Annotated in this window: 23 protein-coding genes; 10 read left to right on the top strand and 13 right to left on the bottom strand. The window is 57.7% G+C overall.

The genetic code is table 11. From position 1 onward, the window contains the following. Positions 1-67: 67 nt before the first annotated feature. Positions 68-685, top strand: a complete 618-nt coding sequence (locus ACQQZ8_RS13300; protein WP_431710280.1) for a TetR/AcrR family transcriptional regulator — start codon at positions 68-70, stop codon at positions 683-685. Between the two features lie 48 nt (positions 686-733). Here the strand turns inward: ACQQZ8_RS13300 and ACQQZ8_RS13295 are convergent, their stop codons facing one another. Then, the gene (locus ACQQZ8_RS13295) at positions 734-1,219 is read right to left on the bottom strand and encodes an Lrp/AsnC family transcriptional regulator (protein WP_431710279.1); all 486 of its coding nucleotides are present in this window, start codon (positions 1,217-1,219) and stop codon (positions 734-736) included. Between the two features lie 232 nt (positions 1,220-1,451). Here ACQQZ8_RS13295 and ACQQZ8_RS13290 point away from each other — a divergent pair, with 232 nt between their 5' ends. The 4 genes from ACQQZ8_RS13290 to ACQQZ8_RS13275 all read left to right on the top strand — a co-directional run bounded on the left by ACQQZ8_RS13290 (position 1,452) and on the right by ACQQZ8_RS13275 (position 5,051). Beyond that, entirely contained in the window at positions 1,452-1,655 is a 204-nt protein-coding gene (locus ACQQZ8_RS13290) for a helix-turn-helix domain-containing protein (protein ID WP_054821201.1), read from the top strand. 495 nt (positions 1,656-2,150) lie between these two features. Next, positions 2,151-3,002 (top strand): hypothetical protein, encoded by an 852-nt coding sequence (locus ACQQZ8_RS13285; protein ID WP_431710278.1) that lies wholly within the window; start codon positions 2,151-2,153, stop codon positions 3,000-3,002. 136 nt (positions 3,003-3,138) lie between these two features. Continuing rightward, entirely contained in the window at positions 3,139-4,347 is a 1,209-nt protein-coding gene (locus tag ACQQZ8_RS13280; protein ID WP_431710277.1) for an MFS transporter, read from the top strand. 80 nt (positions 4,348-4,427) lie between these two features. Beyond that, positions 4,428-5,051, top strand: a complete 624-nt coding sequence (locus ACQQZ8_RS13275; protein ID WP_431710276.1) for a flavin reductase family protein — start codon at positions 4,428-4,430, stop codon at positions 5,049-5,051. 5 nt (positions 5,052-5,056) lie between these two features. Here the strand turns inward: ACQQZ8_RS13275 and ACQQZ8_RS13270 are convergent, their stop codons facing one another. The 4 genes from ACQQZ8_RS13270 to ACQQZ8_RS13255 all read right to left on the bottom strand — a co-directional run bounded on the left by ACQQZ8_RS13270 (position 5,057) and on the right by ACQQZ8_RS13255 (position 9,167). Beyond that, the gene (locus ACQQZ8_RS13270) at positions 5,057-5,809 is read right to left on the bottom strand and encodes a Crp/Fnr family transcriptional regulator (RefSeq protein WP_431710275.1); all 753 of its coding nucleotides are present in this window, start codon (positions 5,807-5,809) and stop codon (positions 5,057-5,059) included. Between the two features lie 196 nt (positions 5,810-6,005). Then, entirely contained in the window at positions 6,006-6,422 is a 417-nt protein-coding gene (locus ACQQZ8_RS13265) for a DUF1801 domain-containing protein (RefSeq protein WP_431710274.1), read from the bottom strand. A gap of 147 nt (positions 6,423-6,569) precedes the next feature. Next, the gene (locus ACQQZ8_RS13260; RefSeq protein ID WP_431710273.1) at positions 6,570-8,306 is read right to left on the bottom strand and encodes a bifunctional 3-(3-hydroxy-phenyl)propionate/3-hydroxycinnamic acid hydroxylase; all 1,737 of its coding nucleotides are present in this window, start codon (positions 8,304-8,306) and stop codon (positions 6,570-6,572) included. Positions 8,307-8,459: 153 nt separating this feature from the next. Continuing rightward, complete coding sequence (locus ACQQZ8_RS13255) at positions 8,460-9,167, bottom strand: helix-turn-helix domain-containing protein (protein WP_431710272.1); 708 nt, start codon at positions 9,165-9,167, stop codon at positions 8,460-8,462. A gap of 135 nt (positions 9,168-9,302) precedes the next feature. On the opposite strand from ACQQZ8_RS13255, the gene ACQQZ8_RS13250 reads away from it, so the two are divergent. Beyond that, complete coding sequence (locus ACQQZ8_RS13250) at positions 9,303-10,538, top strand: MFS transporter (protein WP_431710271.1); 1,236 nt, start codon at positions 9,303-9,305, stop codon at positions 10,536-10,538. A gap of 257 nt (positions 10,539-10,795) precedes the next feature. Beyond that, positions 10,796-11,146: a cupin domain-containing protein gene (locus tag ACQQZ8_RS13245; RefSeq protein ID WP_431710270.1), complete on the top strand. Its 351-nt coding sequence runs from the start codon at positions 10,796-10,798 to the stop codon at positions 11,144-11,146. A 108-nt stretch (positions 11,147-11,254) separates the two neighbouring features. On the opposite strand, the gene dmpG is transcribed toward ACQQZ8_RS13245, so the two are convergent. The 6 genes from dmpG to ACQQZ8_RS13215 all read right to left on the bottom strand — a co-directional run bounded on the left by dmpG (position 11,255) and on the right by ACQQZ8_RS13215 (position 18,101). Continuing rightward, entirely contained in the window at positions 11,255-12,283 is a 1,029-nt protein-coding gene (gene dmpG, locus ACQQZ8_RS13240; protein WP_431710269.1) for a 4-hydroxy-2-oxovalerate aldolase, read from the bottom strand. 30 nt (positions 12,284-12,313) lie between these two features. Next, positions 12,314-13,243 carry an acetaldehyde dehydrogenase (acetylating) gene (locus tag ACQQZ8_RS13235; protein ID WP_431710268.1) on the bottom strand — a complete coding sequence of 310 codons (930 nt, stop codon included), beginning with the start codon at positions 13,241-13,243 and terminating at the stop codon, positions 12,314-12,316. A gap of 98 nt (positions 13,244-13,341) precedes the next feature. Next, positions 13,342-14,184 (bottom strand): 2-keto-4-pentenoate hydratase, encoded by an 843-nt coding sequence (locus tag ACQQZ8_RS13230; protein WP_431710267.1) that lies wholly within the window; start codon positions 14,182-14,184, stop codon positions 13,342-13,344. Continuing rightward, entirely contained in the window at positions 14,184-15,122 is a 939-nt protein-coding gene (locus ACQQZ8_RS13225; protein WP_431710266.1) for a 3-carboxyethylcatechol 2,3-dioxygenase, read from the bottom strand. The genes ACQQZ8_RS13230 and ACQQZ8_RS13225 overlap by 1 nt, the downstream gene beginning before the upstream one ends. A 231-nt stretch (positions 15,123-15,353) precedes the next feature. Then, positions 15,354-16,211: an alpha/beta fold hydrolase gene (locus ACQQZ8_RS13220; RefSeq protein ID WP_431710265.1), complete on the bottom strand. Its 858-nt coding sequence runs from the start codon at positions 16,209-16,211 to the stop codon at positions 15,354-15,356. A gap of 63 nt (positions 16,212-16,274) precedes the next feature. Further along, positions 16,275-18,101: an FAD-dependent monooxygenase gene (locus ACQQZ8_RS13215; protein WP_431710264.1), complete on the bottom strand. Its 1,827-nt coding sequence runs from the start codon at positions 18,099-18,101 to the stop codon at positions 16,275-16,277. A gap of 231 nt (positions 18,102-18,332) precedes the next feature. Here ACQQZ8_RS13215 and ACQQZ8_RS13210 point away from each other — a divergent pair, with 231 nt between their 5' ends. The 3 genes from ACQQZ8_RS13210 to ACQQZ8_RS13200 all read left to right on the top strand — a co-directional run bounded on the left by ACQQZ8_RS13210 (position 18,333) and on the right by ACQQZ8_RS13200 (position 21,850). Beyond that, complete coding sequence (locus ACQQZ8_RS13210; RefSeq protein ID WP_431710263.1) at positions 18,333-18,764, top strand: MarR family winged helix-turn-helix transcriptional regulator; 432 nt, start codon at positions 18,333-18,335, stop codon at positions 18,762-18,764. Between the two features lie 157 nt (positions 18,765-18,921). Continuing rightward, entirely contained in the window at positions 18,922-20,241 is a 1,320-nt protein-coding gene (locus ACQQZ8_RS13205; RefSeq protein ID WP_431710262.1) for an MFS transporter, read from the top strand. Positions 20,242-20,344: 103 nt separating this feature from the next. Beyond that, positions 20,345-21,850 (top strand): CoA transferase, encoded by a 1,506-nt coding sequence (locus ACQQZ8_RS13200; protein ID WP_431710261.1) that lies wholly within the window; start codon positions 20,345-20,347, stop codon positions 21,848-21,850. A gap of 112 nt (positions 21,851-21,962) precedes the next feature. Here the strand turns inward: ACQQZ8_RS13200 and ACQQZ8_RS13195 are convergent, their stop codons facing one another. Further along, positions 21,963-22,820, bottom strand: coding sequence for an alpha/beta fold hydrolase (locus tag ACQQZ8_RS13195; RefSeq protein WP_431710260.1), 858 nt, complete (start codon positions 22,818-22,820; stop codon positions 21,963-21,965). Positions 22,821-22,971: 151 nt separating this feature from the next. Continuing rightward, positions 22,972-23,421: a PaaI family thioesterase gene (locus ACQQZ8_RS13190; RefSeq protein WP_431710259.1), complete on the bottom strand. Its 450-nt coding sequence runs from the start codon at positions 23,419-23,421 to the stop codon at positions 22,972-22,974. Between the last annotated feature and the right edge of the window lie 57 nt (positions 23,422-23,478).

Here is a 23,478-nt window from a genome sequence, read left to right as displayed (position 1 = left end):
AAACGTTCCTTTCTTGTGCTCATCAGGTGTCCGAGCACCGTGTAGCTGCACTGTCCTGGAGGTCTGCGTGCCTAAGATTATCGATCATGACCAACGACGTTTAGAAATCGTCTTGGCGACCGAGAAACTCATCGTTTCCGGTGGCTTTGAAGCTGCGACCATGCGGGAGATAGCTGCCGCTGCCGGGTACGCGAACGGTGCCTTAAAGCGCTATTTCGAAGGTAAAGATCAGATCCTGATGGCTACCAGTAAGTACGTGTCGGAGCAGCTCATTGAACGACTCGAAAAAGCGGTTAATGGGCTACAGGGGCTGGACGCTGTTAGTGAAATCTTCGAAACGGCCATGCCCAATAAACCGGAGAACATCGCAGTGGCACGTGTCCTGTTTACTTTCTCGGACCGTGCGATTGGGAACGAGACCCTCCGAGCAGCTTTCCGTGAGGATCTTCTTCCATGGCGGCGACTTACCGAGCACCACTTGCGCATAGCAATCCAAAACGGCGAAATAGCTAGCACTGCGCGGCCGGAAGTCGTGGCCGGTGAGCTCCTGACCCTGATCGTCGGAATGCACTTTATGATTCAACTGCACCCGACGGAAGAGAATATCCAAGGCCAAGTGGAGCATTTGCGACGGCGGATTAATGACTTGCGTATCGATGTCCCGATGGTCGTACGATACAACTAACGGCAGACCCCGGTAGATCCGGTCTGCACCGGATGAAAAGCCGCTGGGCTATTCGGCTGCCGTGTCGTGCTTAAGCAGTGACGTGGTGCGATAGGGGATCACATCACGCAGAATCATAGACGTGGATGTCCGGTTAATCCCGGGGCACAAACGAATGACTTCACTGACGCGGTAAAGATCATCCGGATCTTTGGCCGCCACACGAATCAACAGGTCGGTGTCCCCAGCGGGTGCCACACATTCGAGGACCTCGGGAATCTTGCGCAGCGCCTCGATGGCCTCATCCAGGCGTGCTTGATCGAGCTCGGCGCTGACATACGCCGAAACCCCGCGACCTAAGGCAGCCGGTCGAATTCGCGCGGTATTAGGGCGCAGTGCCCCGGAATGTGCCAATCGTTCCAGACGAGTTTGCACCGTTCCGCGAGCCAGACCGAGCTGTTGAGCCAGCATCATAATGGGGACCCGCGGATCACTGTCTAGGGCTAGCAGGATGCGACGGTCAGTTTCGTCGAGCTGGTACGTCTCGGGAGTCATCGGTGTCTCTCCTGCGCGGTGGCGTCAAAGTGGTCAGGCTAAAGGAATGCCTTCGTGAAATACTAGTCAAAATGACCAACAACTCCCAAGCTTATTGCACGGTATGACCGGTAGGGTTTCACTAGAGAGTGAGAATTTATCGCCACGGGGCACAGTAATTTCACCAATAAAGTTATCCACGTATTGGCTTCAAACATCAGCAAATAGACTCTAGCGTGACTAAGCTTGCGGTATGAGGTTTCTGCGACTTGAAGATGTTGCCGAGGAATTAAACGTAAAGTTGCCCCAAGTGCGTGCTTTGGTCAAAAGTGGGGAGTTGCCAGCGATCCAGATCGGTGGCCGGGGAATGTGGCGTGTCGAACGCGTTGAATTGGAGAACTACATTCAACGCCGTTATGCCGAAGCTCGCGAGGATATCGCCCGCGAGACCAAGTAGTTCCCTGACTGGAATGGGGTATGTGCTTCGCCGGTAGTGACCATGGCGTGGCACTCAAGGGTGGGATTCGGCTTTGCTGCGGTGGGCTGATGACCGAGCTGACCCAAACTTCGTGCCGTGGATCACATCTTGTTCATTGAATCTTCAGAATGATCAAGAATCGCATTGTGGTTTGTTCTCGATTGATCAGATTGACCAGTCAAGTTTGTGGCTGTTGCGCATACTGAAAGATCTGGGTTTACTTGCATTAGATCAAGTCGTTCGGACTACCTTCATGAGTCGACTTATGTACCCGCCACCCAATGGCCACGCTTACCGTTGGGATGGTGCAGCGCAAGCCCACGAGGCGAGCGCAGGTCAAGAACGATGCAGGTGGTTCGTAACCTCACCCTTAGAGGATGGGGTTACGAACCACCTGCATTCTTTTAAAACCCGGAGTCGACTTAGGCCGAGGGGATGGGCTAGCTTGGCTCGATAGTTTGCAAGAATGGCAGGGTGAGCGCCCAACCATACCTGCAGACCACTTGGTTCCGATCGTTATTCGGTGTGTGGTGGGTGCAATGGTCCTTGGGACTGGCGCTTACGCTGTTCGCACTTCTACCGTGGCTAAGTGGTGACAACCTGATCCAGCTTGGCGCTGCGGGGGAGCTTTCGCCCACACCGAGTCTGTTACCGCACGCGGCATACCAATCATCCGATCTGTGGGTTGCCCAAGGTATGTGTGCACTGCTGGGCGGGTTCTTTGTTCGCGCGCTCAGTGGGAGAAACCTGCGGTTCCTATTGCTGGTTCTGATCGGCAGCGCTTGCGGATGGCTCGGGGCGGGATACCATTCCTTAACCGTGCTGAACTCCTTCGCTGCGGGCCGTGACACCCTGCCGCGTCATCTGCTGGTGTTTGGACTGGGTCTGGTGTGCCTGTTGCTCCTCTTCTGGATTATTGCCCGGCTACAGATGTGCTGGGTGGCTCTGAGCCTAGCCCTGCTCAGTTTCGTCCCCGGGTTCTGGCTTGACCAGCTCTGGGATGAGGTACCGTGGCAGCTGCCCATCCAGCATCTTGGACCTTTGCTACTCGGTATCGTGCTTGGGGTGCTTGGATTTGAACGGATCGTCGCGCTGGCATTCTGGATCGCCGCCTTGGTCATCCAGTGGCTTGCCCCGGTTTTCCTGAATCTTTTATCCGCACAACTCGCGACCGTCGATGCGACGCTGACCGGTACCCGACTCTGGGAAGTCTTTAGCGCCCATGCATTGGAACCACAATGGATTACAGCCAGCATTATCACGCTGGCTGGGGCAATGATCTTGAGCGTTCTGCTAGTGCTTCTGCGTCGTATCCGACACCGTTAGTTACTATTGCTGTCTAAGCTTGGCTCACAATGTTCCTGGTCGTTGTGACGCGGTGAGCATACCCGGACAACGGGCGATGCTTCGCAGGATAGATTTAATACGTACTGATGAGTCTGATCCCTGACATGGAGCGTAAATGAGCCTGAAAATGCAGCAGCGACGCCGGGCTCTATGTTTATTGTTTTTCCTCCCCGGGATGGGGCTCTCTTCGTGGGTGACTCGGACCCCGGATATCCGCGATCTCATCGAAGCATCTCCCGCGCAAATGGGAATGGTGCTCTTCGGGTTATCGGTGGGTTCCATGCTCGGAATCCTGGCCTCGGGACGACTGGTTGCACGTTTCGGGGCGCGCTCGGTAATTGCTGCGGGGGCTAGCCTGCTGATTCTCGGATTACCGACCGTGGCGATCGGTGCGCTACTCGGACAGGGCGTGGTGGTATCGGCCGGTCTCTTCTGCTTTGGGGCTGGCATGGGAAGTGCCGAAGTTGCCATGAACGTGGAGGGGGCCGACGTTGAACGTTCGACCGGCAGACCCTTCCTTTCGCAACTACACGGCTTCTTTAGTCTTGGCACGGTGGTGGGCGCCTCCAGCGGCATTGCGTTTACCGCTCTGGGCATCGGGGTTCCGTGGCATTTGGCCCTGATTTGTCTGGTTGCCATCGCTTGCGTCAGTTTCGCGATTCGCGCTCTGCCCGCCGCAACGGGACGGCAGGACAATGTCTCGAAACAACAGGGCGTGGAACGTGCTAAGTCTTTGTGGTTTGATCCGTCCCTGCTGCTCATCGGAGTCTTAGTGCTGGCGATGGCGCTATCGGAAGGTGCTGCCACGGACTGGCTGCCATTGGTGATGGTGGACGGGCATGGCTTTGACGCGACTTCCGGTTCGCTAATCTTTACCGGATTCGCGCTGGCGATGACCATTGGACGTTTTGCCGGTGGGTGGTTCGTGCTCCGGTTTGGGCGGGCTAGAGTCTTCGCCAGCTGTGCCGTGCTGGGCGCGCTGGGGATGGGAACAGTGATCTTCGCCGAGAACGCCATCCTGGCCGGTTCGGCCGCCATATTGTGGGGACTGGGCACTTCGCTGGCATTCCCCTTGGCAATTTCCGCGGCCGGTGATTCCGGGGCGAATGCCGCTGGGCGGGTATCGGTGGTCGCCACGATGGGCTATGTCGCGTTTCTCGTGGGACCACCCTTGCTGGGCTTCATCGCCGAAGTCCACGGTTTGCGCGGAGCGCTTATTCTGCCGTTAATCCTGGTGGTAGTGGCGGCAGTTCTGTCGCCGAGTATCGCCGAGCGGGCGCACCGGCGGATCGAAATAGACCCGGGGCCACCACACGCTGCCTGAGCGCCCCGCACCGCTTGACGACTCGGTTCAGCCGGAGTCAGCAATGGCATTCGTGGTGTAAATCTGGTGTGCTTGGAGCTATGCGCAGAGAAACGACTCCAGATCAGGTATCGTCGACGGACTTGTACCGGCTACTGACCAACTTGGTGATCCCGCGCCCGATCGCCTGGGTCTCGACCATCAATGATCAGGGACAAACGAATCTAGCACCGCATTCATTCTTTACCGTTGCCAGCGCTAATCCGCCGATCGTCCAATTCACCTCGGTGGGTCGCAAAGATACGCTACGGAATATCGAGCAGAACGGGCAGTTCACCATCTGTTTCGCCACCCGTCACCACTTCGAGACGATCAATGCCTCGGCCACGGAATTCGAGGCCGGGCGGAGTGAATTCACCGAACTTGGGATCGCCGCGGAGCCCAGCATGCGGGTCGCGCCGCCACGGGTCGCCGATTCACCGGCCGCACTGGAGTGCGAACTCGAGCGAGTTGTGGAGGTCGGCGACTCGTTCCTGGTTCTTGGGCGGGTGGTTCAGGCAGCAGTGAGTGAAAACGTCCACAACGATCAGCAAAGGCCCGACGCACAACTATTGAACCCCTTGGCTCGACTCGGTGGCAGCCAATGGGGCACTTTGGGCGACATTTTGAGCATTCGGCGGATTTCACTAGAGCAGTGGAATGCCGGATTGCCCGACACCGACTAGTGTGCTTAGCCCTCGGTGAGATCCTTGAGAATTCGGAAACTGCTGCGGTAGAACTCGATGAGCCCTTCGTTCTGCATGGCTTTGAGTTCCTTGCCCAGAGTGGTCTTTTCGGTGCCCAGATGAGCGGCAAACTGCTCGCGGTTCAAGGTGATGAGCAGTTTCTCGGTGCCTTGCTCGGCGCGCTGGTTGATGAAGAATTCGGCGAGCCGCTCGCGGAGGGTTTCTTGCTGCCGCATCTGCTCAAATGCGCTGGCACGGGCAACACTCTCTGCACTGAATTCCAGTAGTTTGGCCGCTAAGCGGGTGCGCAGTTTGCACTGGTGGCCATCGAGATTTTGCAGAGTTCGCAGATCCAGAACGGCCACGGTTCCGGGGGAAGCGGCGATCGCGGTGAAACGTGCGGTGGGGTTCTCGCTCCAGCCTAGATCCTCGCCAAAGTGATCTCCGGGGTTGAGGAAGGCGACGGGGGAGTCTGATCCGGATTCTTGGTCGCTCAATAACACCGTACCTTTGAGCACTATTGCCAGAGTGCTTGAATCTTCTCCCTGGGTGATAAGAACTTCGCCGCGTTTGAAGTTCTTGGTGGAGGCGTAAGTGCAAGCCAGGAGGTGGTCGATTTCCTCGGTGCTAAAGCTCGCGAAAGCCTTGGTCGAAATATCGAATCTGACCGGTGGACGGTGTAACTGGAGGCCCATAGCGCCCATAGAGAAGTGCTCCCTGCTGTCTGGTGCGGCAGCGCTGAGAGCGCTAATGCACATGATTTAAAGTCAACCACTGTCGACTTTAACGCTAGCACCGCGGGGTAACGGGCAGTTGTCTAAAGTGCTTACGCGACCTCGTGTTACATGAACATTAGACAACCGTTGAGCGAGTGCCGGGCTGAAATTAAGGTTAGGTCCCAGCTCCTGGCACCCGCACCAAGCGGCCCGAGCAATCTAAGGCGAAGGCGGGAGCTTAGAGTTTCATGCCGGGCAGTTTGGCGGACTGTTCAAACCAGCTCAGCAGTTGAGCCTCGTCGAGTTCATCCTGTTGGTGGATGTCCAGGTAGCGGACCTCTTCATGCTTAGAGGATTTCGCTGGTACTGGTTCCAGTGAGGTGCCCCGGTAAAAAGCGATCTGTACGTAATGGGTGAAGCACCGGAAGGATAGCAGCCACGTTTGTCCGTCGGTGCCGTAAATGGGCTGATTCCATTTCACGGCCTTCTTGACCTGCGGGATGGCTTGTTCGATGAGCTCATCGAGCCGTTGACCGATGGCTTGTTTCCACTCGGGCATCGCAGCAATATAGTCGCGCACCGGGCCTGGGCCTTCACCCTTGGGGATTTGTGGGTTCCCACCGGACAGCAGCTTGGGGGTATTGTTCTCACTCATGATCGACCGTTCACGCTCCTACGTCTAAGGGCTCACTGGCTGGCACAATACCCTACAACCAGCAGTGCGCGGAATAGTCCGGGATGGCAGACTCCCCGTGGTGAACACGAATTCGCGTCTACCACGGGGAGTGAGAGCTAGGATCGATTAGGGCAGTAAGGAGCTGGCGTCATCCGGAACACTCACGGTGCCGGGGTTGCTCACCGGGCCACGGAAATGCAGCGCCTCAAGGATCGCCTCCAGCGTTTGTGGGCCATCCTGATTCAGGCAGGCGCCGGCCACAAAACGGTCTGGGCGCAGGAAGATCATCGGGGTAGGTCGATCATCGAACCACTTCTTCAACCGTCCGGTGTGATCGCCAAGGACCAAGACATCTGAATCGGCATCCCGTTCAGCCCATTCGCGCTGCGTCTGTGGAACCACTGCTACCAGTTTGGCGCCCAGCGCTTCCAGCTTCTTCAGCGACGCTACTGGCAAGACATCCTTCGGGTCATTGCCCCAAACGATCACGGTCCACCAGTTGCCCACGGCATCATCGAACTTTTTCACCCCGGCGGAGGTGGTGACATCTGGCTGGGGGAATTGGACCCCAACCGGGGAAACGCGGGTATTGGCGGTAGTCACCGGAATTAGCTTGCGGGTCAATTTGGCTGCAGCTTTCCCCGAGGCCTGCGTGGTGGGGTCGGCTAACACGCCCTGGGTGTAGCGTGGCATTGGCTTGAAACGCATATCGGAGAAGTAGCTCTTCACCGAGGGGAAGAGGTTCAGCGCGCTGGAGATCGCGTCACGGGCCACCGCACCAGCGGGGTTAGTGATCTTGATGACCTTACCCATAGTCAACGAAAGATCAACCATGGCCTTGGAATGATCCTTGCGTTCGGAGGTGTAGGTGTCCAGAACGTCGTCAGATACCTGGCCGGAGAGGATCGACGCGAGCTTCCAGCCGAGGTTGGTGGCATCACGCATTCCGGAGTTCCAGCCCTGACCCATCCATACCGGCATCAAGTGGGCGGCATCGCCGGCAATGATCTGCCGGCCCTTGCGGAAAGACCCGGCTACGCGGGCGTGGTGGGTGAAAACGCGGCGGCGGATGAAATCCAGGTCTCGGGGGTTTGGCACATGCTCGCGCAGCATCTGATCCACGAAGTCTGGATCCGTAGCCATTTCTTCGCTTTCATCGTCGTGCAGCATAAACTCCCAGCGACGCACCGCGTGCGGCAAGCCGATGGAGACATAGGGGCGTTTGGGGTCTGCGCCCAAGAAGACGTTTGGGGTGCCCAGTGGGTCGTTGTTGACGTCGACGACCAGCCAACGGGTAGCTGGGGATTCGCCTTCGAAGCTAACGTTCAAGCGCTTACGGGTTGGGGACTTACCACCCTCACAACCCACCAAGTACTGGGCCTCAAAATTCTTTTCAACCTGCTGTCCTTCGGCATCGGTCAAAGTGACGGTGAGGCTGACCTTGTCCGAGTCCTCTTCGACCGTGGTGACCTCGTGGCCGAACAACACGTTGACGTGATCGAAGCGCTCTAGACCGTCATAGAGGACCTTATCCACCTCGGGTTGAATGAACCCGTGCTTGCGTTCCCAGCCGAACTCATCGGTTTGCGGGTTGTTCACCAAGATGGTCTTGCCGCGACCGTTGACCAGTCGCATGATGTGTTGTGGAGTGGTGTGCGGGCGAACTTCATCGACCAAGCCTACGGTTTGGATGGTGCGCAGCGATTCGTCGTCGAGGCCAACCCCGCGCGGGTAATCGATGAGTGTCTCGCGGGCCTCGAGCACGGTCACCGAACGACCATACTTACCCAGAATGTTGGCCAGCATCAGACCAGTTGGTCCCGCGCCGACAATAATGACTTCGCTGGTAGTTACCTGTGCCATGGAATCCTCGCTTTGTGTACTTATCGCACATTGATGAACGATATTTGCACTTTTCTTGATATCTATGACACCACTATATGTGATCTAGGTCAAAGGGGTGTTTCGTAGAGCGGAACGAAAGGCGGCAGAAAATGTGTGGCTTCCGGTAGTTCTTCAGCCTGCGAGCTCCTCCGTCAATGCGCGAGCGATGCGCTGCAAGGGTTCGAGGGCGGCCTGGGCGGTTTCCTCGCGGACGGTGATCGCGGTCAAGCAGGACGCCGGGGTCAGCCCTCGGGCTGGCAATGGAACGGCCAAACCAAACATATTCGGTTCCACCTGACCAAAAGTCTCGGCATAACCCTGTTCCCGGGCGTGCAGAACTTGTTCAGAATCGTGTTCCGAAGGTGGCTCTGCAGCCTGCAAAGCTAAGCCAGCGGCGCCGGCCGTCAACGGATGGTGTGCCCCTTCGGAGAAAGCAATGTGATAACTGCCCGTGGTCGGGGCAACCACAGCCAGCGCTACGGCGGAACTTCCTTCGCGAGCGAGTAGCGCTACGGTGGCACCTAATTCATTGGCTGCCTGCCGCAGATGGGGGATGGCACTATTGCGCAGATGTTGGTGTCCGGCCGCGGCTAGTGACAGTAAACCGGCAGCACCGCGGTACCTTCCATCGGTGCCACGGTGTAGTAGCTGTGAATCGCACAGGGTGTTGAGGATTCGATAGGCCACGGTGCGGTGCACCCCGGACAGTTCGGCGACTTCGGTGCTGGACAGGCCATCTGCGGATTCGGTGACATGTCGCAAGATCGTTAATCCGCGAGCCAAGGTTTGGGAGCCCGCGGTGCGCGAACTGGTGGCGGGGGTGGTTTGTTCTTCCTTCACGCTTCCGATCATGACACACTGCACACCCGTGTTGCGTACCATGGCACGATAGCTGGCAATCGCCGCGGTGGTAACCAAGGATAGCCAGAGGGTGCAGTACGCCGGGTGCTGTACCAGAGAAAGGATAGAGCACTGGTGAAGCAGACGCAGTACTGGCTCCCCGTTGCCTTGGCACTTTTGCTTGTGGGGTGGGGCGCTAATCAGTTCGCCTCGATGCTGGCCTTCTATCAGCAGACCTTCGGCTTCACGCAGATCGAGGTTACCTCGATGCTCGGAATCTACGTCGGCGGGTTGATCCCGGCACTGCTGCTGGGTGGACAAATTTCGGACCGTTTGGGACGGAAGGGGACCAGCCTGGCCGCCTTAGCCATTACCGTTATCGCTAGTGTGGCAATGATCTTTGGCAGTCAGTTTGCCTTCCTGCTCTATCTGGGACGCTTCCTTGCCGGGGTAGCAACCGGTGCTGCCATGGCGGCCGCCACCGCTTGGGTCAAGGAACTCTCGCAAGGACAGTGGGACCCGCACGCCACCGCCGGTGTCGGAGCTCGCCGGGCATCACTTTTTAGTACCGCCGGCTTTTGGCTAGGCCCGGTAGCCAGCGGATTGATTGCAAACTTTGCCCCCTGGCCGGAGGTCGTCCCTTATCTAGTTCATATTCTGCTGTGTATCCCACTCTTCTTCCTGGTGGCCAAAGTACCCGGGCTACACGAACACGCAACTAGCGCCCAGCAATCGCTACGCGAGGTTCCGGCTTACGTTAGTCCTGAAGCGCAGCAACGTTTCCGGCGCGTGGTGGCCCCGGGTGCCTTCTGGGTCTTTGGCGCTGGAACCATTGGTTTTGCCGTGGTTCCCAGCTTGTTCAGCAATCTGGGAGACACCGCGCTGCTCTATTCGACCAGTGCGGTGGCCCTGACCTTGGGCTTTGGTGTGGCAGTACAGCCCTTGGCGCGAAAACTCGATAGCCTGCATTCGGCACGCGCCAGTATCGTTGCGCTGAGCATGTCGCTCTTGGGTTTGCTGGTGGCATGGGGAACCGCGCTTGGGCAATGGCCGTGGGCCGGCTTGCTCGCCTGTTGCCTGTTGGGTGCCGGCTACGGTCTGATGCTGGTCGCCGGGTTGTTGGAGACCCAGCGGTTGAGCAGTCCCCAACGTTTGGGAGCGGCCACCGGGAAGTTCTACACCTTGGCTTATGGCGCATACCTCGCCCCAACCATCTTGGCTTTTTTGACACTGTGGTTCCCACTGATGAGCCTATTGGTGGTCGTTATCCTTATGGCGATCCTGTGCATTGCGCTGATCCTGCTCAACTCCCGACACGGGCTGGATGCTGTAGCCGCCGTGAACCCAGTCGTCAGGGACAACCGATCCTAAACGGTGAAATGTCTTGGGGTTCGTCACCTGCCCTGCTCTGACCAGTTAGCTGGTGCGCAAACAACCATACGGTGTCCGAATCCCGAGGTTCCCACTGGATCAGCAACAGCTAGCATTTTCTGCCAAATGCTAGCTGTTGCTGATTAAAAGCCAAAAGCTTGGCTCCCGAGGAACCCTCCGGCGTCACCTCATCGAGTAACGTATCCCCAAACGGCATAATGAGCGTAAGCACATCGGGAACCGAAAGAGGACATGGCATGGCTGCTAAGGAATCCACGCACGCGGAATCGACACTGATTGCCCGCTCAGTACAGGACTACATCGAAAGAAACCCCATCAAGCCCGGCAAATACGCGGCTAAGCGGATTTTCGCTGGTGAGAAGGTCCAAATCACCGAGATCGCCTTCGATGCGGGTGTCGAGCTGCCCGATCACAAGGCCCGGACCCCGATCCTAGTTCAGGTCATTGAGGGGTCAGTAGATTTCACCATTGGGGATCAGCTGCATTCGCTAGCGGTCGGTGGGTTGCTGCATTTAGAAGCCGACATTATGCACGCGGTCTATGCCGCGGCACCGGCACGAATCACGGTGACCTTCTTGAGTCAGTAGCGTGCGAGCGGGGCTGATGTCCCGGCGAATCCCAAGGGATGAAGGCAAAGACCGGTGGGGATCAGTTTCATCGAACTGATCCCCACCGGTCTTTGCCGTGGAAGGGCTTTACTTGGCTGCGGCCAACTGGACAGCCACGTCCACAATCATGTCTTCCTGGCCACCTACGTAGCCAGCCTTACCGACTTCTTCCAAGATCCGGTAGGCAGGAACACCGTAGCGTTCGGCAGCGCGCTCGGCGTGGATCAGGAACGAGGAGTACACCCCGGCGTAACCCTGCATGATCGAGGCGCGGTCCATGATTGGCATGCGGGTAATGAATGGCTTGACGATATCTTCGGCGGCACCCATCAGGCCCTGCACATCCACACCGGTCTTGACATCCAGTCGGTCGAAGGCTGCGGCCAGAACCTCGGTAGGGGAGTTACCCGCACCGGCGCCCAGTGCCAGCAAAGTGCCGTCGATCTGCTTGGCCCCGGCACGCACGGCGTAGACCGAGTTCGCAACACCGAAGCTCATGTTCTGGTGGCCGTGGAAGCCAACCTGAGCGTCATCGCCCAGCTCGGCAACCAGTGCCGAAACACGGTCGGAGACGTCTTCCAAGATCAGCGCGCCGGCCGAGTCGACCACGTACACACACTGGCACCCGGCATCGGCCATGATGCGAGCCTGCTTGGCCAGATCCTCCGGGCTGGTGCGGTGGCTGAGCATCAGGAAGCCCACGGTTTCCATGCCCAATTTGCGTGCGTGCTGGAAGTGCTGGATCGAGATATCGGCTTCGGTGCAGTGGGTGGCGATACGCGCCACGGAGGCACCGGCGTCATGGGCCTGGTTTAGATCGTGGATGGTGCCCAAACCCGGCAGCATCAGCACAGCGATCTTGGCCTGCTTGGCTTCATCCACGGCGGCACGGATCAGATCCAGTTCCGGGGTGAGCGAGAAACCATAGTTGAAGGAGGAGCCGCCCAAGCCGTCACCGTGGGTGACCTCGATGACCTCAACGCGCGAATCATCTAGCGCACGGACCACATCGCGCACATGCTGCTCGGTGAACTTGTGGCTCATGGCATGTGAACCATCACGCAGAGTGGTATCGGTCAGACGGATATCGAAAGTTGTATCCAAAGGTGCATTCATTATTTCTAAATCCTTATCCGGGCGAGAGCTTTAGGCGCCTGCGGCGAGCTTGGCATCGATCTTCTCGGAGAGCAGATCGGCGGTGCGGGTGGCGGCAGCGGTGATGATGTCCAAGTTGCCGGCGTACTCGGGCAGGTAATCTGCTGCGCCCTTGACCTGCACCCAGACACCGACGCGTCCATTACCGCCCCAGTCTTCACGAGCAACATCGAACTGTGGCTCTACGCGTAGCTCATAACCCGGAACGTAGTCACGGATCTTGGCCGCGGCTTCGTCGATGGCGGCACGAATCTTGTCCTGCGTTTCGCCAGGTTCTGCCGCTTCGGCTGGGATCGCGCAGTAAATGGTGTTGCGCATGATCATCGGTGGCTCGACCGGGTTGATGATGATGATCGCCTTGCCGCGCTTGGCACCGCCGATTGCCTCCAGGGCCTTAGCGGTGGTCTCGGTGAACTCGTCCACGTTGGCGCGGGTGCCCGGGCCAGCGGACTTCGAGGCGATCGACGCGACGATTTCGGCGTAATCAACGGGCACCACGGAGGACACGGCGGCCACGATGGGGGTGGTGGCCTGGCCGGCGCAGGTGATCATGTTGACGTTCATGGTGTCGGTGAGCTCATCGAGGTTCACCACAGGGGCCAAGTACGGGCCAACGGCTGCCGGGGTCAGGTCGATCGCGTGGATCCCGGCTTCCTTGTAGCGTGGAGCGTTGGCCGCGTGTGCCTTAGCGCTGGTGCACTCAAAGACGAAGTCTGGCTTGTCTTCCTGAGCCAGTAACCAGTCCACGCCTTCGGCGGAGACAGTGACGCCAAGCTTCTTGGCACGGGCCAGACCGTCGGAGTTCGGGTCGATGCCGATCATGTACTTAACTTCGACGTTCTTTGAACGGCGCATGATCTTGAACATCAGGTCGGTGCCGATGTTGCCAGAGCCTACAATGGCGGCGGTTTTCTTTGCCATGAGAGCGAAATCCTTTTAGAGAGAGATTAGAGGTGTTGCTCCCGCTGCCGGAGACATACTCCGGCAGCGGGTGCGAAAGTCCCGTGTGGGACTGTCGCTTAGCTGAAGTTGATGGTGAGCTTGCCTAGCTCACCGAAGTCGGCGGTAGCGCTGGAATTCGCGACCACCGGCACGGCGCCGGTGAAGGAACCGGGAAGAATCAGTTGGCCGGCTTCCAGAGAGACACCCTGTTCGCCCAGCACGTTGGCAAGCCAAGCCAAAGGAGCGATCGGGTCGCCCATCACGGCGCTGCCCTGACCGGTGGAGACGGTTTCCCCATCGATCACTAGCGAGCAGGACACTTCGGCCAGATCCTCGACGTTGACATCCAGTGCGGTGGTCCCCACGGCGATGGCACCGCAGGAGGCGTTATCGGCCACGGTATCCACCAGCTTGATATCCCAATTCTCGATACGCGAATCAATGATTTCAATGGCCGGGTAGATCTCACCGATGGCCGCTGCAGCCTGTTCGCGGGTAACACCCGGACCGGTGAGCGTTTCCTTCAGGACAAAACCGAATTCTGGTTCCACCTTTGGCGAGATGAAGGAATCGGCCGGAATGCTGGCGTCTTCGTTATGCACCATGTCGGTGAAGAAGAAACCGAAATCCGGGGAATCCACCCCCAGCTGCTGCTGCATGGCCAAGGAAGTTAAACCAACCTTGCGCCCGGCCAGCACGCGACCGTTGGCCAGGTGCGCCTGCAACTGCAGATCCTGCACCTGGTAGGCGTCGTTGAGATTCATGTCCAGGACGCGGTCACGCAGTGGTGGAACCGCGGTGAGCTCATCGGTGGCCTTGAGTAGTTCCTCGGCCAGACGCTTCAGTAGCTCCGCGCGAGTGGCTTCGTCCGAGTGGTTGCTGGCCCAGTCTGCTGCGCCTGCCTGTGCTGCCTGTGTCATTACTTGATCACCGCTGTCGTTACGCCGAATCCGGCAATGTATTCCTTGATGGGCTTGTAGAACTCGTAGGTGACTTCGTAGTCACCGCAGGCTTTTAGAGCCGAGTAGGCAGCAACCCAGGTGCGAACCTCGTGGGAGGAGTGGCCGGCCTGCGCGTCCATGTCGTCGGCGTTGTAGGCGTCGAAGTCCTCGACCTTGCCGGACTTGCAGACCTCGATGAACTTCTTGTCCCACTCCGGGTTCAGGTCCATGATCTCTGCCTCGCCCTTGGCGAATGCGATAGCGGTATCAATGGTGCGCTGCTGGCGTGCTGCCCGGGCCTCCGGGGTCGGGTGACGACCATCGGTGAGGAACTTGCGCTGTTCCTCGGTGGCGGTAGCGATCTGCGGCACTGGCGGATCGTGCGAGAGGCCACCGGACCCAATGAATAGGACCTTCTTGTCGCTATTCTTGAAGAATTCACCAACAGCCTGACCGAACTTGCGCACGCGTGAGACCTTGGTGAAGGGGCGGGCCACCGAGTTGATGAAAATCGGGATCATAGGCTTGTCTTGCAGGTTCCCGTAGATGATTTCCATCGGCTGCACGGCACCGTGGTCGACTTCCATCTTGCGGGAAATAGCGGTGTCGATATCCTGATCAATGATGTACTGGGCCAGCTCTTCGGAGATCGAGGTTGGCACGTTGATGGGGCCGTCCCAGGAATCGTAGTCACCGGTGCCTAGGGCCTCATAACCGATGCAAAATGGTGGCATCAGATCGTAGAAGAACCCGTTGTAGTGATCCGGGCCGAAGTTGATCACCAAATCCGGATCGAAGTCCTTGACGAAGGCACGGGCCTGATCGAATGCCGAATCCACGGCGGCCTTAACATCTGCCGGCGGGTTGGTGTGTTCCAGTAGCGGGCTGTGGGACATGCAGAGTAGTGCCTGAGGCATAGTGCGCTCCTTCAACGACGGAAAGTAATTTCACGTTTAGTGGCTTAGTACCCATTGCACTGCATTGGGTGGGAAGTGATCCAGCTTTCGTTCCATCTGACGGTACGAAGAGTTCACCTACGGGCTGATTAAAAGCCGGGGACAGCCCGCTGACAACGGTTTTTAGACCGTTCAACGAGTGAAAAGCACGGATCGAGGACAGTTTTTACCGTCCTCGATCCGTGCGACTTGCTAGGCCATGTGCTGCGCTAAATAGTTGCTGATGACCTGATTGAACTCCGCTGCCCGCTCTACTTGGGACCAGTGGCCACACTGATTGAAAATGTGGGCATCCGCTGTAGGAATCACTTCAAGCAGCTGGTAAGTGCGTGATACTGGGATTACCACGTCCTGCATTCCGTGAATGAGAAGCACTGGAATCTGCAGCTTGCTCAGTACCTCAAAATCCAGGGGAAGCGCATCACGGTCACGGTCACGTGCGCCGATCACCTCGACCAGGCGATCGCTCGCCGTGTCGTTCAGGGCCGACTGGTAACGCAAGGAGACCAGCTCGTCGGTGACCAAGGATTTGTCCACGACAAACTGTTCTAGGGTGCGGCGGATGCCGGCTTCGGAGAGCTCTGGTTTGGCGTGCCCGGAGAGCGCGGCGGTCTTCTTCGCCCCACCGGTTCCCATGGAAATTACGCCGAGTAGGCGTTCGGGGTAATCGATGGCGAACTGCAGGGCCACCCAACCACCGATGGAGTTACCTACAAGCCAGGTCTTTTCAATCCCTAAAGCATCCAGGGTGCGTACCGCGTGGCGGACCCATTCCTTGATGCCATATTCGATTCCTGCCGGGGGCACGGTTTGCCCGTATCCCACCGAGTCGATTGCGATGCAACGACCCATTTTGGCCAGCTCTGGGAGATTAAGCCACCAGTTTGCTGCCGCGGTGACACCGGTGCCTGAACCGTGCAGGAACAGGATCGGGGTGCCTTCGCCCATTTCGTGATAATGGGTCAGCTCGCCTTCAGCGGTTTCCAGCCAGAGATCTTCGAGACCGAAAAATTTGTCGGTCTTATAGTCGGGGATATTTAGTGTTGGCATAGTTTTCCTTCCAATCGGATTGTTTGATGTTTTGCCCGTTAGGCTCAGGAGACGAACTTTGGGTTAGACGCGGGTGGTCAGCGCGAGGCCCAGCACACTGTTGAGTGCTTCCGAGAGTTGCGCGTGAGCAGATTCGTCATCCCAGACCGCAGCGCTGTGCCGCCAGGCGATGTAACCATCGGGACGAACTAGCAGTGCCCCGGCCTCATCGATTTCTCGCACCCGAGCCCAGTAGCAGTAGGGGTCTTCGTACCCGGGTTCTCCTACGACCACAGTGTCCAAGAACTCTAGGTTCAGTTGCGCGGCGGCACGCTTCCAGGCTTGCCCGGAAAGCCCGGTGACCAAAGTGAAGCGCCCGGCACCGGTCACATCTAGGGTTGAGACCCGGTGACCGTCCTCGCCGACCAGCCAGGCGTGCGGGATCTTGGCGCCGGGACGGGTGGTGGCGTTGACATGCAAAATTGGGTCCAGCGCAAATTCTTCTTCGACCTGTCCTGGCTCCGGGATGACCGCACTGCTGTGATAGCGCTGGTTCATTTCGATGCCCTGCGCATTGAATTCAGTGTTCTTGAGTTGCAGTGCCGCGTTGACCTTGGCGCGTAACTGGGCACCTTCGGCGGTTGGAGCCTTGATTCGCGCCAACCCATGTTCAATGGCAGGTGCTCCACCGTGCGGGTCCGAAGTGTCGAAGCATTCACGCAGCGGGGCATAGTCCAGTCGCGACTGATTGGCTCGCGCTACAATTTGCGCCCCGACAGGTACCCGCTCGGCCGAATAGGTCTCCAAGAGTTCCGGACCGGCGTATCCCTTGATGACGTAGGCCAGTTTCCAGGCCAGGTTAAAAGCATCCTGCATGCAGGTGTTGGACCCCAATCCGCTGCTTGGTGGGTGCCGGTGGGTTGCATCCCCGCCGGCGAAGACTCGGCCGCGTGACATGGTCAAGGCATGCTGCTGGTTGACATACCAGACCGAGGTACCCTGAATTTCTGGGTTCAGTTCTGGGTCGCCAACTAGGGTACGAATCTGACTAATGATCCGATCGGCGGATAGATCTGGTTCCCCAGCTTCCAGGTCGAAGCCCCATCCTGCAATCCACTCATCCCAGGGACTCACCGCACGTAACAAGCCCATGCCGATTTCACCGAAATTGGCTGCCGGATTCATGATCCAATGCAAAATACTTGGTCGGTGTGCGACGTATTTAGACAGGTCGGCCTTGAACCGGATGTAAGCGGTGCCAGCACGTGCTGTGTGCCCGACGATCTCTAGTCCGAGCTCCGCGGCGATCTGGCTGTTGGCCCCATCGGCACCAAACAGATACCGGGCGCGGATGCTGTACTCCCGATTTGACGTCCGGTCTAAGAGCCGGATGGTGACACCCGAAGCATCTTGTTCATGCCCTAGATATTTGGTGGAAAAGGCAACCTTTGCCCCGCGTTCGGCCGCGTTCTTGACCAATAACGGTTCCATCGAAGTTTGTGGGACATCAAGCATGGTGCAGGGACTGGCGTTGCGGTAATCGCCCTGCCGTTCATCGCCGGTACCCCAGGTGCGAAGCCGGGCAATTTCTGCACCGGCCAGCGACGTGGTGAACAGGGTATCGCCCATCTGGTCCCACGGCACGGCGTATTTCTTAACTTCCTCCTCGATTCCCAGATCACGCAAAACTTCCACCGCGCGCTGGTTGGTGATGTGGGCGCGGGGGGTATTTGCCAGCCATGACCATTGCGAGATCATCATCGTGCGCACCCCGTAGGTGGCTAAAGCTAAGGCTGCGGTGGCACCGGTGGGTCCGGTACCGACAATAAAAACGTCGGTATCGAAAGCTGGGTCAGCGGTCGCTTCGTCTAACCGGTCGGCGGCGCCGGTGATAGTGGTGAAATTTTCCAAAGTCTTCTCCTCGTTTCGCCACGGGGATCTCGCGATGATCCGGCGATTATTCCTTCGCGTGAACCGCATCGTAGTTTGGTATAGACGCAAGATCTCGAGATGATGGTGAGCGTCATCACTACCCACTCTAAACTAGTTAGCTGGTGAAGTAAATTGTTTGCCGAAAGTGACTCAATTGATGTCGTCCAGGAGCAATGGGGGACCATATTGCCCGAACTGGACACCTCGCCCATGGCTATTACGGGTCGAATTCGCGTCTTAGCCAATGCGATTCAAGCCGGCAGTGACCAGGTGCTGGCAAACTACGGGCTTACTCGGGCGGACTTCGATATCTTGTCGGTGCTAGTACGCAGTGGCAGGGCGCTCAGTCCGACCGAAATCACGGCGCAGTCATTGATTTCTGCCCCAGGGACCACCAAGCGATTGCAGCGCATGATCGCGGAAGATCTGGTGCGCAAGATTGAAAATCCGCGAGATCGGCGCGGTTATCTCATTGAGCCGACAGGCAAGGCAGAGGAAGTCTTCCAGCCAATCGTCGAGTCCATTTCTGCGTACGAGCAAGAGCTACTCAAAGAGTTGGCGCCGCGTCATATTATTCAGTTGACGGAGGGATTGCGCGCATTGACTCAGGTCGTGGCGCAATCGAAACAGGCGCGATCGTAGCCCCTGAGGCGTGGTGGGGAGAATAGTTCACTAGATTGTTTGCTAGTTAATTAGTTTTATGTGAAGCTAGTCACCGAGGGTAGCGATCTGTGCTACTCGTTTCGGAGGCACAGCGATTCCTCCGACTGATATTTTGATCTCACACTGGAGGACTCTGATGTCCCACACCATCACTGATTCTAAGAAGGCTAGCCCGTTTAAAGTGGCTATGGCCAGCTTCATTGGTACCACCATTGAGTACTACGACTTCTTTATTTACGGCACAGCTGCCGCTTTGGTCTTTCCCCGTCTCTTCTTCCCAGAAGCCACCCCACTGATGGGTACGCTTCTTTCCTTCGCTACCTTTGGCGTTGGCTTCCTAGCACGTCCGCTTGGCGGTGTGGTCTTTGGGCATTTCGGCGACCGTATTGGTCGCAAGAAAATGCTGGTGATTTCGCTAGTAGGTATGGGACTGGCGACCATGCTGATGGGTTTGCTGCCCGGCTACGCTCAGATCGGTATTGCTGCACCGATCCTCTTGACAGTGTTGCGCTTGTTCCAAGGTTTTATGGTGGGCGGCGAATGGGGTGGAGCTACGTTGATGGCCGTGGAGCATGCGCCGCGTGGTAAACGTGGTTTCTATGGAGCCTTCCCGCAGACAGGAGCGCCTGCCGGTACCGCGCTGGCTACGGTTGCTTTCCTTGCCGTGGCGGCTCTTCCCGACGCGGCGTTCTTCTCTTGGGGATGGCGTATCCCGTTTTTGGTTAGTGCGGCCTTGGTCGTCGTAGGGCTGATCATCCGGATGTCGGTGGATGAATCCCCGGCCTTCGCTGCAGCCCGTAGCCAACAAGAAATCGTGAAGGTGCCACTGAAGGAAGCTTTTAGGCGTCACCCGAAGGAAATCTTCCTGATCGCAGGAACCTACCTGTCACAAGGCGTGTATGCCTACATCACTATGAGCTATCTGGTGAACTACGCGGCCAACGTGGTGGATCTGGATAAGAGCACGGCACTTTTGGGAGTGTTCGCTGCGGCTGTCATCGCCGTGATCCTCTATCCGATCTTCGGTGCTCTGTCCGACACCTATGGGCGCAAAACCATGTACCTCATCGGCGCTGTCGCCATGGGTGTCGTCACGTGGCCCGCATTCATGCTGATCAACACCGGCACCGCATGGGGCTTCGCGTTGGCCGTTATCCTGCTCTTCGGTATTGCCATGCCGCCAGCCGCCGGGGTCACCGGGTCGCTGTTCTCCATGGTCTTCTCCCGGGAAGTTCGCTATACCGGAGCCTCGGTGGGCTATACCATTTCGCAGATTGTCGGTCCGGCTTTCGCCCCAACGATTGCCACGGCCTTATTCGCCACCTACGGTTCCTCCGACGCAGTGGCCGTATATATGCTCGTCGTCTCGGCGATTTCAATTATCTCCGTTTCCCTACTCCCAGGGGGCTGGGGACGCAAGGAAGCACAATACAACTTGACGACGCAGGACGCGTAACCGACGAGAATTTCTTGCTGGTGTGGCCGTCGTGCCATACCAGCAAGAACTATTTAGGCCTCAATTGAAACCAGCCATAGCATCGAGAGAAACGGACAGGGTAATGCCGCAGATAGCTGATGAAGGACTGCGCGAGCGGATCCGGGCATCGTTAAACGCTCCGCTGGGTGAAGGTCAAAGCCTCTCGCCCGAGACAGAACTCGAACGTGTTCTCTCATTGGTGGGGCTCTCATCCGCCTCGACAGGTGGGAGCGTGACTTTTACCGGCAGGGACCCCATTCTGAAGAGCCCCTGGCCGCTAGCCACCATGGGTGGTGTCGCATTGATGGCGAAGTCCGTTGCGGCGGCGGATCTTTGGCGGCACCGTACAGGGACCAGGCAAGACCTCTCTCTGGACTTGCGTCAGGTGCCGCACCGTCTATGCCCGTTCTATGACCAAAAGTGGGAACTTCTTAACGGGTACCCGAAACAAAATTCTCACGATCCAACGAACCCTTTCTTTCCTACCTTCATGTACCCAACGCGGGATGGCCGAAAGATCCAACTGCTCAATACCTATCCCAAAGCAAAGACCCGGGCCCTCAAGGTCCTTGGGTGTGCCGATAACTATGAGGACCTTGCTCGGGTGACGCGACAGTGGGATGCGTTCGCCCTGGAGGAGGAACTGAACAGTCAAGGACTTCAAGCCACCGTAATCCGCAGTCCCGAAGAATTCTTAGAGTTGGAGCAGGCTAAAGTGCTGGAGAGCATGCAGCTGATCGAAATCGAAAAGATCGCCGATTCTCCGGCTCAGCCACTACCTCCCGCGCCGAGTTCTCCCTTAGACGGAGTACGTGCACTTGGCCTTGGCCGAGTGATCGCCGGTGCGGGTCTTGGCAGGGCTCTGGCTTTACACGGTGCGGATGTGCTGAATCTGTGGCGGCCGAACGACTTTGAAATGGAGTCCATCTACAGCACCTCCCATGTTGGCATGCGCTCGGCAACGCTGGAATTTGCGCAGTCCCACGGTAAAGAAAAGCTCTTGGAACTGGTCCGTGAGACTGACGTATTCTTTGCCAATCGTCGTCCCGGACTATTGGAGCAACATGGGCTGGATGCCCAGAATCTTGCGAAGATTCGTCCCGGATTAATCCACGTAGAGATGTCACTGTACGGTACGCGCGGGCCGTGGAGCCAGCGTATAGGCTTCGACCAGAACGCCGGAGGTGTTACCGGGATTTTGGCGCGTGAGGGAAGTCTAGAGGATCCGGCACTGACCGAAATCTTTGTGATCAACGACTACGCCATGTCATGGCTTGCTTCCATGGCGGTGATGGCCACGCTTAAACGCCGAGAAACCGAAGGCGGCAGTTACCGGATCCACATTTCACTAGTGCGGCTTTCCATGTGGCTGATGGAGCTAGGCATCTTCGATAAGGGATATGCACAGCTCGTGGGGTCCACGACAGGGGAGCATGCTTACCTTCCCCCGGAAACCTTCCAAGTCCAGACTCCTCTGGGGTTATACCAAGGTGTAACCGATCAGGTGCAGATGTCCCAGACTCCCGGATCTTACGCATTTCCCTTGGTGCCGCGGGGCTCTAGTCAACCGCGCTGGTTGGATCGCTAGGAACTTCCGCCCTGAATCAGACAGTACTTGAGGAAGACGGGCCAAGTAGAGAAAACGGGCTTCGTTCCACCGTCAAGGTGCAACGAAGCCCGTTGTGTTTAAGCTTTTGAGCTTAGGCCATGTGACGGCTTAGGTAGCTGCCGACGACCTCGTTGAATTCAGAAGCCTTTTCAACCTGCGACCAGTGGCCACACTGGTTGAAAATATGCGCATCGGAAGTTGGGATGGTGTTCAGCAGTTCCCAGGTGCGTGACACTGGAATCACCACGTCCTGCACACCGTGGATCAGCAGGACAGGGATGTCTAGCTTGGCCAGCACATCGAAGTCCAATGGCAGTTCGGTGCGGTCACGGTCGCGGGCGGCAACGACATCGGCCAGACGGTCGCTGGCGGTATCATTCAGTGCCGACTGGTAGCGCAGCGAAACCAGTTCATCGGTGACCAGGGACTTATCCACCACGAACATTTCCAAGGTGTTGCGAATGCCTTCTTCGGTGAGCACAGGGTTGGAGTGGCCCTTGAGCGCACCGGTCAACTTGGCTCCGCCGGTGCCCATGGAAACGATGCCCAAGAGACGCTCTGGGAAGTCGATGGCGAACTGGAATGCGAGCCAGCCGCCAAGCGAGTTACCCACGATCCAGGTCTTTTCGATACCCAAGGCGTCCAAGGTGCGTACCGCGTGACGAACCCATTCCTTGATGCCGTACTGGATGCCTTCAGCGGCGACGGTCTGGCCGTAACCGACCGAGTCGATCGCGATGCAGCGGCCGTGCTCGCTCAGTTCTGGCAGGTTGAGCCACCAGTTAGCTGCAGCGGTGACACCGGTGCCCGAACCGTGGAGGAACAGGATGGGAGTACCCTCGCCCATTTCGTGGTAGTGAGTGAGTTCGCCTTCGGCGGTTTCAAGCCACTTATCTTCCAGTCCGAAGAACTTATCGGTGGTGTAGTCCGGGATGGATACGCTGGTCATTGCCACGCCCCTTTGATCAATTGAATGTGGGCTCGGGAGTAACGGCCAGGTGGCCGATGCCGAGGAGATCTACTGACCAGACTATGAAGTGTTGGTCATGACTGCGCGCGGCTGTTCCGTACGGTGGAACAGCCGCGTCTTGTGCCGTCTTTTATTTGCCGAACGTGCGTTCCTTGATGACGTAAGTAAACGTTGAGTGCATCAGTTGTTTACCTTCGGCATCGGCTACGGCGACCTCTGCCACGGCAACCGAACCGCCGCCGCGCAGAATGCGTGCGGTGGCCACGGCGTATTCGGACTTGGAATTGGACATGAAGTTCTGATTGGACTGCACGGCCAAGGGGAACTGTCCCGAATCGGCGTAAGCGGCCATGGCGAGGAAAGTGCCGGTAATGTCCGCAGCGCCGAAGAGCGCGGCGGCTGAGAACATCCCGTTGGCCTGAGAAATTGGTTCGCGCAGAGCCATGCGGAGGCTGATGGTTTCACCGTCGGCCGCGTGGGCTTCCAAGCCCAGAGTGGTGACAATATCATCGAAACCCAAGCGGCTTAGAAACTTGTCAACGTAGGCCTGCAGGTCTGCGGTAGTTGCTGGAATTGCCACGTGTTCTCCTTAGTACAGTGCGGATTAAAGCTGTCTTCAGCCTAAACGGATGCGTGT

Source organism: Glutamicibacter uratoxydans, assembly GCF_050753455.1.
GTDB classification, from domain to species: Bacteria; Actinomycetota; Actinomycetes; order Actinomycetales; family Micrococcaceae; genus Glutamicibacter; species Glutamicibacter uratoxydans_A.
This window is presented reverse-complemented; position numbering and strand designations above follow the sequence as displayed.